The following is a 14699-nucleotide window of genomic DNA, read 5'->3' on the forward strand; positions in this document are numbered from 1 at the left end:
TCAAGCCGTTACAAGGCGCGGGAACACCCGACGCGCATTGTCTTCGAAGATCATTTGCTTCTGTTCGGCATTCAACTTCCTGTTGCCGTCGATATAGCGCTTGGTGTCATCGAAATAATGTCCGGTACGAGGGTCCACACCGCGGACCGCGCCGATCATTTCGGACGCAAAGAGTATGTTCTTGGTAGGAATGACATCTAGCAACAAGTCGATCCCTTCCTGGTGATAAACGCAGGTATCGAAATAGATATTGTCCAGCACGCGTTCTTCAAGGTCGCCGAGTCCCATATCCAGTGCCATGCCACGGAAGCGTCCCCAGTGATAGGGTACTGCGCCGCCGCCATGGGGAATGATGAAGCGCAGCGTGGGGAAGTCCTTGAACAGGTCCGACATCATCGCGTGCACGAAGGCGGTCGTATCTGCACTCAGGTAATAGGAACTGGTCGTGTGGAAACACGCGTGACAAGCGCCGCTGACATGGATCATTGCCGGAATATCCAGCTCGACCATCTTTTCGTAGATGGGGTACCAGAAGCGATCGTGCAGCGGCTTGTCCTTCCAGTAGCCACCGGACGGGTCCGGATTCAGGTTGCAGCCGATGAAGCCCATCTGCTCGACGCAGCGCTCCAGTTCGGCGATGCACGCTTCGGGCTTGACCAGGGGGCTTTGCGGCAACTGGCAAACCGGTGCGAAGTTCTGTGGAAACAAATTGACCACTCGCTTGATCAGGTCATTGCAGTGGGTGGTCCAGGCAATGCTGGTGGACTCGTTCCCGATGTGATGGCCCATCCAGCTTGCTCGTGGCGAGAAGATTGTGAGGTCAGTTCCGCGCTCTTTCTGCAGCCGCAACTGGTTGTTCTCGATGCTTTCACGGATCTGATCGTCACTGATGTTCAGCACCCCCTTAATTGCCTGATGAAGGGGGTCGCTTTTCAGCTCGGCTTTCTGTCGGTCACGATAGTCACCAAGTTCAGAAGGTGTAGTGGTGTAGTGGCCGTGGCAATCGATGATCATGATTCTGTTCCTGTGTTCGGGCCCGCCGAAGGGGCAGGGCAGGCAGTGGTAACGGCTAGACTCTGATGCCGTTGTATTCGCCCAGGTCTTCCATGGTCTCGACATACTCGAGACCATGCTCCTGCAGGCGCGTGCGCATGTCGTAGATATCTAGCCCCAGAATGCCTTCCGCCAACTTTTGACGCTTGGCCATCTCGTTGGCTTCCCGCGCGAGGGAGGCTTGAAGGGCCAGGGCTGCAGATGTGCGAGCCACCACGCAGACACCATCATCGTCGGCAACGATCACGTCGCCCGGATAGACCAGCTGACCGGCACACATCACGGGTACGTTGACCGATCCCAACGTGTTCTTGACCGTGCCCTTCGCGTTTACTGCACGGGACCAGACTGGAAAGTCCATTTCTTGCAGGTCCTTCACATCGCGCACCCCGGCATCGATGACCAGTCCCTTGACTCCCCGTGCCTTGGCAGAAGTGGCCAGCAGGTCACCGAACATTCCATCCGTATTGTCGGTGGTGCAGGCCACCACCAGCACATCCCCTGGCTTGCAGAGCTCGATGGCGACGTGGATCATCCAGTTGTCGCCCGGTTGGGCCAGAATGGTCACTGCTGTGCCACCGATGCGAGCGCCCGGATAAATTGGCCGCATATAGGACTTCAGCAGTCCAATGCGTCCCTGGGCTTCATGCACGGTGGCCACACCGACCTGCCCCAATGCTGTCGCCGTTGCGACATCCGCACGTTTAAAGTTTTTAACCGCAACCGCTTTCATAGAACCTCGACTCAGTCTTCAAAGCCGTACAGGCGTGCCGGGTTGTCCACCAGCAATTTTTGCTGAAGTTCAGCAGTCGGCGCGATTTTGGGAATCGTATCGACCAGCGCACCGTCATCCGGCATATGGGTTGTCATGTTGGGGTGGGGCCAGTCGGTACCCCAGAGCACCTGTTCGGGGAAGTTCTCCACGAAGTAGCGCGCATAGGGAATGACATCGTTGTACGGTGGCGCTTCGTGCGTCAGACGCTCGAGGCAGCCTACCTTGATCCAGGTATCCGGACGGTTGCGCACCAGATTGCAGATGCGCTGGAAGTCGGGATGGTCCATGCCTAGGGTAACGTCCGGGCGGCCCATGTGATCGATGGCAATTGGAGTCGGAATAGCCCACAGCAGTTCTTCGATCTCGATCAGTTCCTGCGACTCGAAATAGACGATGATGTGCCAGCCAAATGGAGCAATCATCTGCGCCATGCGTTTGTAGAAGGCCGTCGGTTTGATATCGACCAGGCGCTTGACAAAGTTGAAACGAATACCTCGTACACCCGCGGCATGCATGCGCTCCACCTCCTGTGCCGTCAAGTCGTCACCGACTACTGCAACACCGCGGTATCGACCCTCACTGGCTTCCAGCATATCGATCATGGCGCTGTTATCAGTGCCATGGCAGCTTGCCTGGACAAGGACGCTACGCTCAAAGCCGAGATGCTTGTGCAAGGCGAAGAGTTGTTCCTTCGGCGCGTCAATGGGCGTGTATTTGCGCTCAGGCGCATAAGGGAACCTGTCGCCTGGACCAAAAACATGGCAGTGCGCATCACAGGCTTTGGGTGGAAGGTTGAAGTTAGGCTTCTTCGGGGTTGGATGCACGGCTAGAAAGGACATGGTCTGGACGCTCTTCTTATAGGGGATCACGCATAACGGACTCGGGGATGAAAACTTCGCCCTTGCTCAGCAAGCGTGCCGTTCTCAATAAACCGGCACTCTTGATCTCTGGAAAAGCGACGCTGCGGTCGACTTCCAGGCTGACGGAAAACTCACCACTTGGATGTTCGACCGAAATCGTGTTGCTGCCTTCGAAGGGGAGTTCAGCGAGACCCGTGGTCACCGTGCCAGGCAGAATAGTGGCAGTCGCGACTGACACGGCTCCGAGGACCCCTATCGCGGAGTGGCAGACATGAGGAATAAACGTGCGCGTGCAGATCTGGCCTCCCTGTCGGGGGGCGGCCACCAGACACATCTTCGGTACCACCTTGTCGGTTACATCCCCAAGGCCCATCAGTTTGCCGGCTTGCAGACGGATCAATTCCAGTTGCTGCTTCAGCGTGGCGTTGGCGTTGAGCTTGTCGCAGCTTTCATAACCACTGATGCCGAAATCCGTTGCCCTCAGAATCACCACCGGCATGCCGTTGTCGATAAGGGTCGCCTCGACATCGTTGATCACATCCAATGGACGGCCGGTGGGCAACAGTGCGCCGCAGGTTGAACCAGCCACATCAATGAAGTTGCAGGTGATGGGGGCCGCAGTCCCCGGTACGCCATCGATCTTCGCATCGCCGTCATAACGCACCTGCCCATGTGGCGTCTGCACCACTACTTCGCAGACCGTTTCGCTATTGAGCATGTGCACGCGTGCGCGAGTCTGGTCCGTCTGTGCCGTCACCAACCCGGCTTCGATCGCATAAGGCACCACACCGGCCAGGATATTCCCGCAATTCTGGATGGTATCCACGCTGTCACCGCCGACAACGACCTGGACAAAGGTGTAGTCAAGATCGGCATCAACTCGTTGGGATCGGCTGACGATAGCGACTTTGCTGCTCAGGGGATCGCCCCCTCCGAGCCCGTCGATCTGGCGACCATCATTGCCGCCAAGCCCCGCCATGGCTGCGATCAGTATCCGGTTACGAACGTCCGGATCTGAGGGCAGGTCAGCGGCATTGAAGTACAGCCCCTTGGAACTTCCGCCGCGAAAGTGCATGTATGGAATGGCTTTCTGCATGGGTTTACACCAGTTGTTGTTCGAGTTGATCCAGAACTTTCATCGCAGATAAACATTGAGCGACGCTGGAGTTGGGTTCGCGGCCTTGGCGTATTGCGGAGAAGAACTCGAGGTCCTGCAATTCGATTCCATTGTCGGAAGTTGCGACTCCGCTCAAATCGATAGGTTGTCCATGACCATCAATCAACTCGTCATAACGGGCAATATAGGTGCCGTTATCGCAGATGTAGCGGAAAAATGTGCCCAGCGGACCTTCATTATTGAATGACAATGACAAGGTACAAAGTGAGCCATCGGGGGTTTTCATGCCGATGCTCATATCCATTGCAATTCCAAGTGTTGGATGGATCGGCCCTTGAAGCGCAAAACTGTGGCTGACCAATTGAGAGGTCTGGTATTGGAATAGATCGACAGTGTGACAGGCATGATGCCAGAGCAGATGGTCGGTCCAACTGCGAGGCTCACCCAGGGCGTTGGTGTTGGTACGGCGGAAGAAGTAGGTCTGCACATCAAGCTGCTGCAGCTTCAGCTCGCCGGAAGCAAAGCGCCGATGCAGCCACTGATGACTCGGATTGAAGCGACGGGTATGTCCCGCCATAGCCACCAACCCGGTTTCTTTCTGTACCTCGACAATGGCTCTGGCATCTTCCAGTGAGTCTGCCATCGGGATTTCGATCATCACATGTTTGCCTGCCCGCAATGCGGCGATGGCCTGCTCGGCATGCACTTGAGTAGGTGAAGTGATCAGCACCGCTTCGATTTCCTTCTGAGCCAGGAAGTCTCCTAGATCGGCAGTTGCGTAAGGAATTTCCCACTCTTCTGCGAACGCGACCACCGAGTCGTTGTGGCGTCCGAGTACTGCACATACTTCGACGCCGTCAATATTGCCGACAGCTTCCAGGTGCTTTTTAGCAAAAGCGCCTTGCCCGATCAGTCCAACTTTCATACTCACCTTCGTCTTGTCCAGGTCTGGGTCAATCAGCTTCCGTTTTCGAGAGCCAGCAATCCGTAGTTGGTATTCGATACTGGGCAGTGAGTGAAGCGATACACCTGCTTAACCCGGTCATCCAAAGCCCCCCGCATGACAAACCACATGATCATCTCGATGCCTTCCGAACCTGCCTCGCGCAGATACTCGATATGGGAGACGTTCTTCAGTTCTTCCGGTTTGGTAACGAGATGGTCGAGCCAGTTTTCATCGAACTCGCTGTTTATCAGCCCAGCTCGCTCGCCTTGCAGTTGATGCGACAGGCCGCCGGTACCGACGATTGCAACCCTGATTGGCTCTGGATAGGACTCGACAGCTCTACGGATGGATTTACCGAGGTTGTAGCAGCGATTGGCGGTCGGTTGCGGGTATTGAATGACATTAACGCAGAGTGGAATCACTTCGCAGGGCCAGGCTCCGGGTTTGTCATACATCAGCGATAGGGGAACTGTCAGGCCATGGTCGACCGGCATTTCATTGACGATGGTCATATCAAACTCGTCTTTGATCAGCGATTCTGCAATATGCCAAGCCATTTTGGAGTTACCCTTGATCGCCGGCACTTTACGCGGGCCGTAGCCTTCGTCAGCAGGTAAGAATTCGGGCGCCACACCGATTACGAATGTAGAAATGGCTTCGAGAGAAAAAGCTGATGCGTGGTCGTTATAAACAATAATGCACACATCCGGTTTTAGCTCTTCGATCCATTGGCGGACTGGTTGAATTCCTTCAAACACTGGTTTCCAGTACGCTTCCTGGGTTTTTTCATGGTCGATAGCGGCACCAATTGCTGGTATGTGCGAGGTGCCAAGTCCGGCAATAATTTTAGCCATTGTGCGACTCCGATTTACTGCGGTTTCCGTCGATTCGCCTGCCGCCATTCATCATCATTTTTTTGAATTCTTCCTCTGTCATGTCAGTGCCTGACATCAATGCACCTAACTGCTGCATGTTTAGGCCGTCAAAAATGGCCAATTTGAAGATGTAGTAAATATTCCCTCCGAGGCGCAGCATACCCAGCCAGTCCCGGCTCAACACTGCTTGACGCTGCTCGTCGGTCATTGGGAATTTACTCAGATAAGTAACTTCGCCAGCACGTAAGTCTTCCCGGTTCTCAGCGTTGTTCAGTGACATGCAAAACATATTGAGGTGATACCCCTTTCGCGAATGTTCACCATCGAGCACATAGGTGCCGGGAATGTCATGGTGATCTTCATTTTTCATTCTGCAGTCCTATAATATTGGTCGAGTAACTAATGCTCAGTGCTTGTTGCTTACTTCTTAAGATTTCGAGTATTCAATTTTTGGATATATTGATTCGTGCCATGTTTCTTTGGCGTTAGGGCCGCGAAGCCCAATCGGAATTAGATGTAGGTGGTTTCTAATTGCTTTGTGAAATAACAGGAATTACGGTGCCATTGGTTATGTAAATAGTATCTATGGGTTTCACACGGAACAATCCGGCGAAGTGGAACCGTGCGTTCCAGAAATGGGATGATTTTCCGTCTAGGGAAACTCCGGGAAAGTCCCGACCGATCTGCTGAAATGGCGCCCGGCTGACCCTGAGTCCTGCCGCATGACCCATATGAGCTTTTCCGATGCCGTGTACGCCGGTAAACGCAAACAGGCCAGGCGCAAGTGCTTTCTGGCGGAGATGGAGCAAGTGGTGCCATGGGCCGGGCTGTTTTGGCACTGATTGAGTCGTTCTACCTCAAGACGGGCAATGGCCGTCCGCCGTATCCGCTGGAAACCATGCTGCGCATCCACCTGCTGCAAACTGGTCCGCCCTCAGCGATCCGGTGATGAAGGAAGCGCTGTACGAAATATCCTCGTTGCGTCAGTTCGCCATCGCTGACCCAGGGCAGCATCCCGGAAGACACGACGATCATGAACTTCCGCCACCTGCTGGAGCAGTACGGTCTGGAGGCGAGCATCCTGGAGGGGGGGCGTCTGGGCTAACAAGATTGTCGCTGGTTTACCAATGCAGCGTCCCGGGCGATAAGTTGGCGACCTTGCAGCAACTCTCGATCTTTGCCGCACAGCATCGCATGCACTGGGTGTGTCTGGGTCTGCCATCCGGTCACAACATCTCCAAGTCGACCGAGGATGTACTGAACCGTCATGGCTTCTGGCTTGATGCGGCTGAGCAATCGGATGCCGATGTTAGCGCTGAAGTCGCACCGCCCAGTGCCGATCCGTTGACCGCGTAACACCTCGGTACCCGAGTAGCGACGGTGGCGTGGCAGATCGCCGCAGGGCGTCGAGTTTTGACGTCAGGTCAGCAATTTAAAAAACAGTCATGATACGAATACTCAACTTGTCTCCTTCAGCGCGATTCTCCGCTTCGCTCTCGACATAATAGTTGACGAGGATCGAGGTCTTTGCATGCTTGAACATGATGCCCGGTCCGAAGCCATAGACCTGCTCGCGAGAGTCCTCCTGGGAGACGCCGTCGATTTTATCGTCAGTGATCTGTTTCAACGCGTAGCCCGCAACACCTACACGAATGCTCTCCGTAACAGCAAAGGAGACAGACATGTTCATATGGAACGCCTGTCCCGGCTGGATGCTATCGGCGTTCAGGAACGAAGCGGGATCGTGATTTTTTCCCGACCACGCGTACTGAAAGCGCCCGCTGAACTCGACCTTGTCTGTGGCTTGGTAGGTGAAGGCGTAGTGCGGATCTACAATCCACACGTTGCTGCCCGCATTGATACTTTTATCGGGATCGTACGCCCCGGTAGGCGCAATGAGCGACAGGTTGAATCTCTGCCAGAAAGGCCGTCCAAACAAAGAGACGGGCGCCCATTGCAAGATCATGGGTGAAATGATTGTGTCGCCGAACATTGTTCGGCTGCCCTTCGGCCCATTGTCGATGTTGAGATCGACGTTGACGATTGGCTGCAGAATCTCAACGCCGTAATTGGCTCCGAACAGCTTGAAGTCACTAATGTAGGCGAAATGGGGAAGGAACGTTTCTGTCCTGATCCTCTGTTCGCCTGGGAGAGAATGCCCCATAGAATCTTTATTGTTGTCCGACCAGAAAAACTCGAATGGCGCCTCGAGCAGGATTCCGGGGCCGGCAATGCCGTCTTCGAAGCTGGTATTGCCGAGGGCGAGGGGCGGAAGACTAACCTCGTCGGCCCGGACGGTTTCCTGCATAAGCATCACGAAAACAAACGTTGAAATGTTCAGGTCAACCTGGCGCGTACCCGTGACGGATTTCATGTCGAGATTGCTTTGAGTGACAGGTTCATTTTGTAGCAATTGTGGCCCATACGATTGCTCCTTTGATCGCGTTCGTTGTATGTGCACTGATCACTCAATTTACCGGCTACGAAAGCTGGAATATACGGCGCAATGAATTCCGGTTGCTCTCTGGATTGATTATGACGAACTCCGAAGGTTTAGCTCTGCAGGCTCCCTTTGTCTTGAGCTCATCAGCAAAAATCTGACGCTCGGATTTGCACAGTATGCTCATGTGGGCTAGCGTTATGTACCGAAAGGTACATAACGAGTCTTTTCCCCAGAGATAGGCAGTAGGATTTGAGCACGGGAAGGAGCTTGTCCCTACTCTTGCAAATGCCCGCTCCCTTGCCCTGGCTGAATCACCCGCCGTCCTTCGGTTCATTTCATCGTGTCACCGCGCGAGTCCTTGGCGCCTCCTCAATAATTGAAGGAGAAAGGTATGAACACGCTCAATCACAAACGAGCTGCCGTCAACGGTGTCGTTCTTCATTACGTGACGGTAGGTCAAGGGCCAGTAGTCCTGTGCATGCATGGATGGCCACAAAACCATCGGGAATTCCTGCCGGTCATCGAGGGCTTCACTGACAAGTACACGTTCATTGCTCCCGACCTGCGCGGTTATGCCGACAGTGACAAACCGTTCGTTGGCTATGAACCTAAAACGATCGCTCAGGACATGCTCGATCTGCTCGACGTCGAGAAGGTCGATAAATTTCATATTCTCAGCCATGACCTTGGCGGACCTCCGTCAGTTGCCCTGGCCTATATGGCATCCAACCGGGCTCTGTCGTTATCAACCATCGAGACACCTTTCTTTGGGCTCGACTTCCCAGGGTACGTCGATCCGCGAGTTGCGTACTGGCATCTTAGTATGCACATGAATATGGACATTACCCGGATGTTGATCGAAGGTCGTGAGGAGCAATATCTTCGCCATTTTTTCCGCGATTTTGCTTATAACCCGTCAGCGTTCTCAGAAGAGGAAGTACAGCAGTATGTGATGCAGATGCGCCAGCCTGGCAATCTGCGGGCAAGTCTCAATCACTACGGTTACATCCCACAAATGGCAGAACAAACGGCTGAGCTCGCGAAAATAAAGTTGTCAGTTCCTATGCTGGCCTGGGCAGGTCGGGTGTCTTTTGGGAACCATTGTTTCGCTTGTGCGAAGGCCATCGCCACCTCTGCAAAGGGCGGTGTCATCGAAGAGTGCGGACATTGGGTATTCGAAGAGAAAACGGACTTTATCCGAGAGGAGCTTGGTGCGTTTTGGGGAAGCGTCAGCTAACTGGCTGATGCATGCGTTCGGGTGCTTCCAGCTCGCCACTTGCTCTAGCTAGACGTACCCGCATACCTTGCAGGGGAATCTGGCTCATAACCCCTGCGTCATTCTCTTTCGAGGTGTGACATGTCTAATACCCTTAGATCATCCGGCATTTTTCGAGCCGATCACACTGGTTTCACGGTAGCGTCTCTAGCGGACTCTCTCCACTTTTGGACAGAGGTACTCGGCTTCAAGCATCTATATACAAGCGAGTACGGATCCGGTGAATTCCTTGACAACCTAGTAGGGGTCAAGGGTGCATCGCTGACATTGGCGATGGTAGAGGCACCAGGCGGGCACTTGGTTGAATTGCTCGAATATCACAACCCAGATGACCGCGAATGGATGCAACCTCGATCTTGTGATGTCGGCTCGGTGCACCTGGCTTTTACCGTTTCTGATTTGGACGGATTATTGAATAGGGTTGAAGCAGCCGGGTGGCATCGGCTGGGAGCCCCACAAACGGTGGAGAGTGGCGAGAGGGCAGGTTTGAAACTGGCCTATGCCCGTGGACCCGATGGGGTAACCCTGGAGTCTCTCCAATGGCCGACCCCGTTGCAGTAATCGCTGCTGGACGACACAGCTGCTGGCGCAAAACAAAACTGACGATCCGCATGTCCGGTATCGCTCCAGTCAGCGGTCGATCCTCGCAATTCTTGGAGGAAAACTCCCATGAGCTACGTAAAGGTATTCATTGGATTGATTCTGTCATTTGCCGTAGGTGCCGGATGCCGGTTACTGCTGATCCCTGTGCCTTCTCCTCCCGTTCTGACCGGAGCACTGTTGGTGTTCATGATGAGCTTGGGGTATTGGCTCGTTGATCGCTACCTCTGCAATCGAGAGGCGGAACATAAACGACTATGCGGCGGCCCTATCCTGAGGGAAAAGTCATGATTGCCCTAGGGTTTGGATGCGCGATAGGGGGGTTGATTGGTGCGGGCTGTCGGTGGTTCGACATTCCGTCCCCGGCCCCCCCGACACCTTTTGGTGCACTCTTGGTAGTGGCTATGACCATTGGATACGTGGTGGCAGGGGGATAAAACCCTGTCGTTTACCCGGGCAATAGAAATGGCAACTTACCAGTGAGCAGAGTTGGTAAAAAAAAGGCTCGAACACTTTAGGGACCGGCTGGTCTAAAATTGTTTTTTTCTGACTATCCCTAAGAGAGTTATGGCACGTCCACGTGAGTTTGACGAAGAAGAGGTGTTGGAGCAGGCGCTGATTGTTTTCTGGCAAAAAGGCTACGAAGGGACAAGCCTTATGAACTTGCTGGAGGCCACGGGGCTTACGAAATCCAGCTTGTATGCCGCCTTCGGCAATAAAGAATCCCTCTTCTGCCGGGTTGTCGAACGCTATCAACAAAAATACCTGAGTTTTCGCATCGAGGCTTTTGCCGAGCCGACGCCACGTCGAATTGTTGAGCGGCTTCTGCTCGGTATGGTGGACCTCCACATAAACGAGAACACCCCTCTTGGGTGTCTTGAGGTAAATAGCGCAATAGCTTGCTCGGCGGAAGGCGAGGCAATACGCGAACTGCTTGTTGCCAACCGAGCGATTACGCGTGAGGCTCTACGAGATCGTTTCGAAGAAGTCGCCGGTAAGCTACCCAAAGGTATGACGTCGGATCAGGCGGCATTCTTTATCGCCACGCTTATCCAGGGCATGGCGATTCAGGCAAAAAGCGGAGCTTGCAGGCAGGATTTGCTGGATTTGGTTAACTCGGTGTTGTTGGCATGGCCCTAGGGCTGAGATGCTGGTAACAGTGCAGAGATAGGGGCGTTGCTCCGCTGAGCCCGCCCCGCAATCAATCGTATCGGCGTCAGGATTTCAAGCAGCGCGGCGTTGCGGGTAGCTTTTAATGATGTCGAGGAATTCGATACGACGCGCCTTGGCCAGCAAGTCCGGCAGCAGTTTCTCATAAGCCTGACGATAAGCTTTGCTGAGGTGATGGCTGATGAAGTACTCGCTGCTGCAGCCCCAGGTTTCATAGAGCACAACGGTGTTTGGTTCGCTTTGCGAGTCGTGAATCCAGGTATTGATGAAATCCGGCTCAGCGGACATTTCATGAACCACCTTGAACAGGTGTTCCTTCATTTCTTCGAGCCGACCTTCTTTGGCTGTCAGATGAACGATAAACGCGACTTGATCACTCATTGCATTACCTTCCTTTCAGTTGTTGGACGCAATCCTGAAAATTCACGATGTGCTCCAGGGTTTGCGGGTAACGAAGCGTTCGTCTACGGCCTGAATGGCAGTGCGTTTCGTCGTGAGAGCAACAATGCGCTGATTATGTTCGAAAGACGCACGGGTAATTTGTACTAAACATTCGAAATACTTGTTTATGTGGTAGGGCATATGGGGGAATTACCGCCAGTCTCATCACGGGCAATACCCGTAAAAAAGCAGAAGCCAGGAGGCTGCCTGGCCTCGTCTAATTCCCTGGTTGGAGCCTCATATCCAACCGGAGGGGGGGCAGAAGGCGAAGCAGGAGCAACTGAAGGCACCCCAGAAGTCCAGAAATCACTGAAAGACGCATTCGACTGACGCGCCCAATCGTGCCTATGACCAATACCGAGCAGCCGCCCACACATTGGTGCAACTGAGTCTTCAGCGGTGAGGCGGGCTTAAAATAACCAGGCACCTTGGCCATCGGTGACCAGTTAAGCAATACCGGCAGACTGGGTGGCCCAAGCTTGTCGAATTCAGCACTGGCATAGCCTACTTTGCCGTTCACTCCAGTCAGCACCGATTCAATCCACTTGATGGCTTGTTGATCACCCCGAACATCGTTCTGCTGGTGGTTCACTTCTTCATGCCGCGAGTGACCGCGTTGTTTGCGGACTGGCTAAGCCAACCCTGATGGTAGATACCAAATGAAACCAGTGCCTGGTTCTCCAGCGATCTGGGCAAGAAGGGGCAGATCAAAGTGGGCCAGTTGGCCGACCTGGCTGCGCTGTCGGTAGATTTTTAGGCGATGAGGATGGTTCGCTAGAACGGGATGATCCATGACTACGGTCTGCTCAACGTCGTGAGCCACCCACTTGGTCGCTGCGTAGGCTTTTTTGATAGCCGTGGGATAGTGGGCCTCTGGTGAGGGCGTGGAGTTTACGAAGACTGCTGCCGCACCGGAGCCAACCAACCGATTACGGATAAGGCGTTCATGGGGCGGGTAATCGCCCAGCACCCAGCCTCCACCGTGGAATATGAAGACAGGCAGGATACCCTTGGCTCCGGCCGGACGAACGATCGTAAGCTCAATTTTCTGGCCGTCGGCAGTTATGGTCTTCTGGTTGACATCAGCTTTCGACAAATCCAGCTTGTCGCTAACCTGAGCGCCCGCCAGCACGGCCCTGGCATCCTACCTCCGTCCGCAACTGTTCTATGGACAGCTACAAACTGAGTTTCGGTCTTGTTTAGCGGCAGTAGGTGCTTCTCATAAGCAGTTCAAAATCGCTTAGCTTCAACATGTTCTAAATCATCGAACGAGTAGGCCCGAAACCTGGTGCGTCATTCGAATGATATCGGCAGACGATTACTCTCAATCCGCAACCAATCATGGGCGGACCTACTGATCACTACCGAGGATTGCACGATGACTAACATTACCCGCGTTGCCGTCGTTTACCACAGTGGCTATGGTCACACCGCCAAACAGGCTGAGGCCGTTGCTAAAGGGGCAGGCAGTGTTGTCGGGACCGAAGCCGTGCTGATCAGTGTTGACGATATCGACCAATACTGGGAAACCTTGGAAGGTGTTGACGCAATCATCTTCGGCTCTCCAACCTACATGGGTAGTGCTTCCGCCCAGTTCAAAGGCTTCATGGACGCGACCTCGCGGACTGTCTTCGCAAAGGGTGGTGTCTGGGGCAACAAGATTGCGGCAGGTTTTACCAATGCCGCATCCCGTTCCGGTGACAAACTGGCAACCTTGCAGCAACTGTCTATCTTCGCCGCGCAGCACGGCATGCACTGGATCAACTTGGGTCTTCCACCGGGTCACAACAGCACCAAAACCACAGAAGACATGCTGAACCGCCACAGCTTCTGGCTCGGTGCAGCAGCCCAGTCTGATGCAGATGTCAGTGCTGAATTCGGTCCACCGAAAGCTGACCTGCTGACGGCCGAACACCTCGGTGCCCGTGTGGCAAAGGTAGCCCGTCAGATGGCTGCGGGTCGTCACGCTGTGGAATGATCCCCGACGAGTGTTTAATCGCCGATGTACGATGGCACATCACCCAGTGAGTGCGATCGTACATCGGTTTTTTATTAGTTTTTCTCGGCCAGAAATGCCTGGAATTTCGGTACGATAAAGTCCGGTTGTTCTTCCATAATCCAATGCCCTGCTTGTGGCACCACTAGTCCATTCACGTGTGTAAAGACAGCTTCGGCGGAAGTTTTCAGCCCCTACCGAAGGATCTTTTACCTTCTACGGCAAGCACGGGAATGTCCAGTTTCCCGTTTTTCGCCAAGAGCGCCTGGTTGTCTTTCGGATTCTGGGAGAACGCCGCAAATTGGTTGAATGTCGCGTGAGTCGCACCCGGTTGTACGTACAGAATCGCGTAATGTTCGCGGGGCAGGACGCTGCTGGTGAATCTCGATCCTCAGGCTAGCTCCACTCAATACCTGACAGGGCAGACAGGTGATGCTATCCCCATGGGGATAGCCGATTTCTTCAAGCAAACCTTATCCAGCGGCCCGGCCAGCAAAAAGAATCGCGTGGCCGTCACTGATACCCGCTATGCCAATCTGCATCTGGTCACGGCTAGCCACAAGCTTGCCGACCTGCAGTCAAAGCTCGAGTCCAAATTCAAGATCAATAAGCTGCGCCGCTTGTTGGTGGAGCTTTCCGAAGATTACGAGCGCATTTATATCGATACGCCGCCGTCCTTGAATTTCTATACGCTCAGCGCGCTGATCGCCGCCGACCGCGTGTTGATTCCTTTCGATTGCGACAGCTTTTCTCGTCAGGCGCTCTACAACGTCATCGCACAAGTGGCCGAGTTGCAAGCTGACCATAATGAGTCGTTGATCGTGGAAGGGGTGGTGGTCACCTGAGCCGTCGATTCCGCGATAGTCGGTGGCAATGATGCGCCTTGTTTGTGCCAGCCCATCGATGATCGTGGGGTCGAAGTTGTTCAGTACCGCGCCCCAATGGTTGAACAGTACGAGCGGCACCTCGGTCTTGGGGCCGATTTCGCTATAGGCGAAGGGAATGCCATTGTCTGTGATCGAATGGTTTGCCGCGTTGACGAACGTCGTTTGCGAGCCAGCGGGGTCATTTGTTTTCGTGGGAGTCATGTCTACTCCGAACAGAGGGCTGCATTCGATGCAGTGCCACGGGCGCCTGCATCGAATCT

The 14699-nt window shown here is 54.1% G+C and carries 16 protein-coding genes and 6 pseudogenes; 10 read left to right on the forward strand and 12 right to left on the reverse strand.

Going from position 1 to position 14699, the window contains the following annotated elements; translation table 11 throughout:
* Genes F2S13_RS24275 through ligA form a run of 7 tightly spaced genes read right to left on the reverse strand, consistent with a single transcriptional unit; the run spans position 1 to position 5996 of the window.
* On the reverse strand, positions 1 to 1014 hold the full coding sequence (locus F2S13_RS24275; RefSeq protein ID WP_166365648.1) for an amidohydrolase family protein: 1014 nt from the start codon (positions 1012 to 1014) through the stop codon (positions 1 to 3).
* Positions 1015 to 1069: 55 nt separating this feature from the next.
* The gene (locus F2S13_RS24280) at positions 1070 to 1786 is read right to left on the reverse strand and encodes a 4-carboxy-4-hydroxy-2-oxoadipate aldolase/oxaloacetate decarboxylase (protein WP_166365650.1); all 717 of its coding nucleotides are present in this window, start codon (positions 1784 to 1786) and stop codon (positions 1070 to 1072) included.
* An 11-nt stretch (positions 1787 to 1797) separates the two neighbouring features.
* Positions 1798 to 2697 (reverse strand): amidohydrolase family protein, encoded by a 900-nt coding sequence (locus tag F2S13_RS24285; RefSeq protein ID WP_343047598.1) that lies wholly within the window; start codon positions 2695 to 2697, stop codon positions 1798 to 1800.
* Complete coding sequence (locus F2S13_RS24290) at positions 2684 to 3784, reverse strand: 4-oxalomesaconate tautomerase (protein WP_166365652.1); 1101 nt, start codon at positions 3782 to 3784, stop codon at positions 2684 to 2686. The genes F2S13_RS24285 and F2S13_RS24290 overlap by 14 nt, the downstream gene beginning before the upstream one ends.
* Before the next feature lie 4 nt (positions 3785 to 3788).
* Positions 3789 to 4730: a Gfo/Idh/MocA family oxidoreductase gene (locus tag F2S13_RS24295; protein ID WP_166365654.1), complete on the reverse strand. Its 942-nt coding sequence runs from the start codon at positions 4728 to 4730 to the stop codon at positions 3789 to 3791.
* Positions 4731 to 4762: 32 nt separating this feature from the next.
* Positions 4763 to 5605: a class III extradiol dioxygenase subunit beta gene (locus tag F2S13_RS24300; protein WP_166365656.1), complete on the reverse strand. Its 843-nt coding sequence runs from the start codon at positions 5603 to 5605 to the stop codon at positions 4763 to 4765.
* On the reverse strand, positions 5598 to 5996 hold the full coding sequence (ligA, locus tag F2S13_RS24305) for a protocatechuate 4,5-dioxygenase subunit alpha (protein ID WP_166365658.1): 399 nt from the start codon (positions 5994 to 5996) through the stop codon (positions 5598 to 5600). Before ligA ends, F2S13_RS24300 begins: the two co-directional genes overlap by 8 nt.
* A gap of 352 nt (positions 5997 to 6348) precedes the next feature.
* On the opposite strand from ligA, the pseudogene F2S13_RS24310 reads away from it, so the two are divergent.
* Together F2S13_RS24310 and F2S13_RS24315 are read left to right on the forward strand one after the other, a co-directional pair.
* Positions 6349 to 6710, forward strand: a pseudogene (locus tag F2S13_RS24310) (transposase); the annotation flags it as partial.
* Positions 6711 to 6736: 26 nt separating this feature from the next.
* On the forward strand, positions 6737 to 6982 hold the full coding sequence (locus F2S13_RS24315) for a hypothetical protein (RefSeq protein WP_166365660.1): 246 nt from the start codon (positions 6737 to 6739) through the stop codon (positions 6980 to 6982).
* Between the two features lie 76 nt (positions 6983 to 7058).
* On the opposite strand, the gene F2S13_RS24320 is transcribed toward F2S13_RS24315, so the two are convergent.
* The gene (locus F2S13_RS24320; protein WP_246237992.1) at positions 7059 to 8000 is read right to left on the reverse strand and encodes a SphA family protein; all 942 of its coding nucleotides are present in this window, start codon (positions 7998 to 8000) and stop codon (positions 7059 to 7061) included.
* A gap of 460 nt (positions 8001 to 8460) precedes the next feature.
* Between F2S13_RS24320 and F2S13_RS24325 the strand changes: the two genes are divergently transcribed.
* The 5 genes from F2S13_RS24325 (at position 8461) to F2S13_RS24345 (ending at position 11085) form a co-directional block, all read left to right on the forward strand.
* Positions 8461 to 9306, forward strand: coding sequence for an alpha/beta fold hydrolase (locus tag F2S13_RS24325; RefSeq protein ID WP_166365662.1), 846 nt, complete (start codon positions 8461 to 8463; stop codon positions 9304 to 9306).
* A gap of 120 nt (positions 9307 to 9426) precedes the next feature.
* Positions 9427 to 9906, forward strand: a complete 480-nt coding sequence (locus F2S13_RS29900; RefSeq protein ID WP_166365664.1) for a VOC family protein — start codon at positions 9427 to 9429, stop codon at positions 9904 to 9906.
* Between the two features lie 108 nt (positions 9907 to 10014).
* Positions 10015 to 10236, forward strand: a complete 222-nt coding sequence (locus F2S13_RS24335; protein WP_166365666.1) for a DUF1427 family protein — start codon at positions 10015 to 10017, stop codon at positions 10234 to 10236.
* Entirely contained in the window at positions 10233 to 10382 is a 150-nt protein-coding gene (locus tag F2S13_RS24340) for a DUF1427 family protein (RefSeq protein ID WP_166365668.1), read from the forward strand. Before F2S13_RS24335 ends, F2S13_RS24340 begins: the two co-directional genes overlap by 4 nt.
* 130 nt (positions 10383 to 10512) lie before the next feature.
* On the forward strand, positions 10513 to 11085 hold the full coding sequence (locus tag F2S13_RS24345; protein ID WP_166365670.1) for a TetR/AcrR family transcriptional regulator: 573 nt from the start codon (positions 10513 to 10515) through the stop codon (positions 11083 to 11085).
* An 84-nt stretch (positions 11086 to 11169) separates the two neighbouring features.
* Here the strand turns inward: F2S13_RS24345 and F2S13_RS24350 are convergent, their stop codons facing one another.
* Positions 11170 to 11496, reverse strand: coding sequence for a putative quinol monooxygenase (locus tag F2S13_RS24350; RefSeq protein WP_166365672.1), 327 nt, complete (start codon positions 11494 to 11496; stop codon positions 11170 to 11172).
* Between the two features lie 297 nt (positions 11497 to 11793).
* Positions 11794 to 12118: pseudogene (locus tag F2S13_RS29520) on the reverse strand (amidohydrolase); the annotation flags it as partial.
* A 105-nt stretch (positions 12119 to 12223) separates the two neighbouring features.
* On the opposite strand from F2S13_RS29520, the pseudogene F2S13_RS29905 reads away from it, so the two are divergent.
* Positions 12224 to 12310, forward strand: a pseudogene (locus F2S13_RS29905) (hypothetical protein); the annotation flags it as partial.
* A 63-nt stretch (positions 12311 to 12373) separates the two neighbouring features.
* On the opposite strand, the pseudogene F2S13_RS29525 reads toward F2S13_RS29905, so the two are convergent.
* Positions 12374 to 12700, reverse strand: a pseudogene (locus F2S13_RS29525) (alpha/beta hydrolase); the annotation flags it as partial.
* Positions 12701 to 12943: 243 nt separating this feature from the next.
* Here F2S13_RS29525 and F2S13_RS24360 point away from each other — a divergent pair.
* Positions 12944 to 13534, forward strand: coding sequence for a flavodoxin family protein (locus tag F2S13_RS24360; RefSeq protein ID WP_343047599.1), 591 nt, complete (start codon positions 12944 to 12946; stop codon positions 13532 to 13534).
* Positions 13535 to 13917: 383 nt separating this feature from the next.
* Positions 13918 to 14391, forward strand: a pseudogene (locus tag F2S13_RS24365) (ParA family protein); the annotation flags it as partial.
* On the opposite strand, the pseudogene F2S13_RS29530 reads toward F2S13_RS24365, so the two are convergent.
* Positions 14314 to 14640, reverse strand: a pseudogene (locus F2S13_RS29530) (alpha/beta fold hydrolase); the annotation flags it as partial. The pseudogenes F2S13_RS24365 and F2S13_RS29530 sit on opposite strands and share 78 nt — an antisense overlap.
* Positions 14641 to 14699: the final 59 nt, after the last annotated feature.

This window comes from Pseudomonas akapageensis, assembly GCF_011355085.1.
Classification (GTDB): Bacteria; Pseudomonadota; Gammaproteobacteria; order Pseudomonadales; family Pseudomonadaceae; genus Aquipseudomonas; species Aquipseudomonas akapageensis.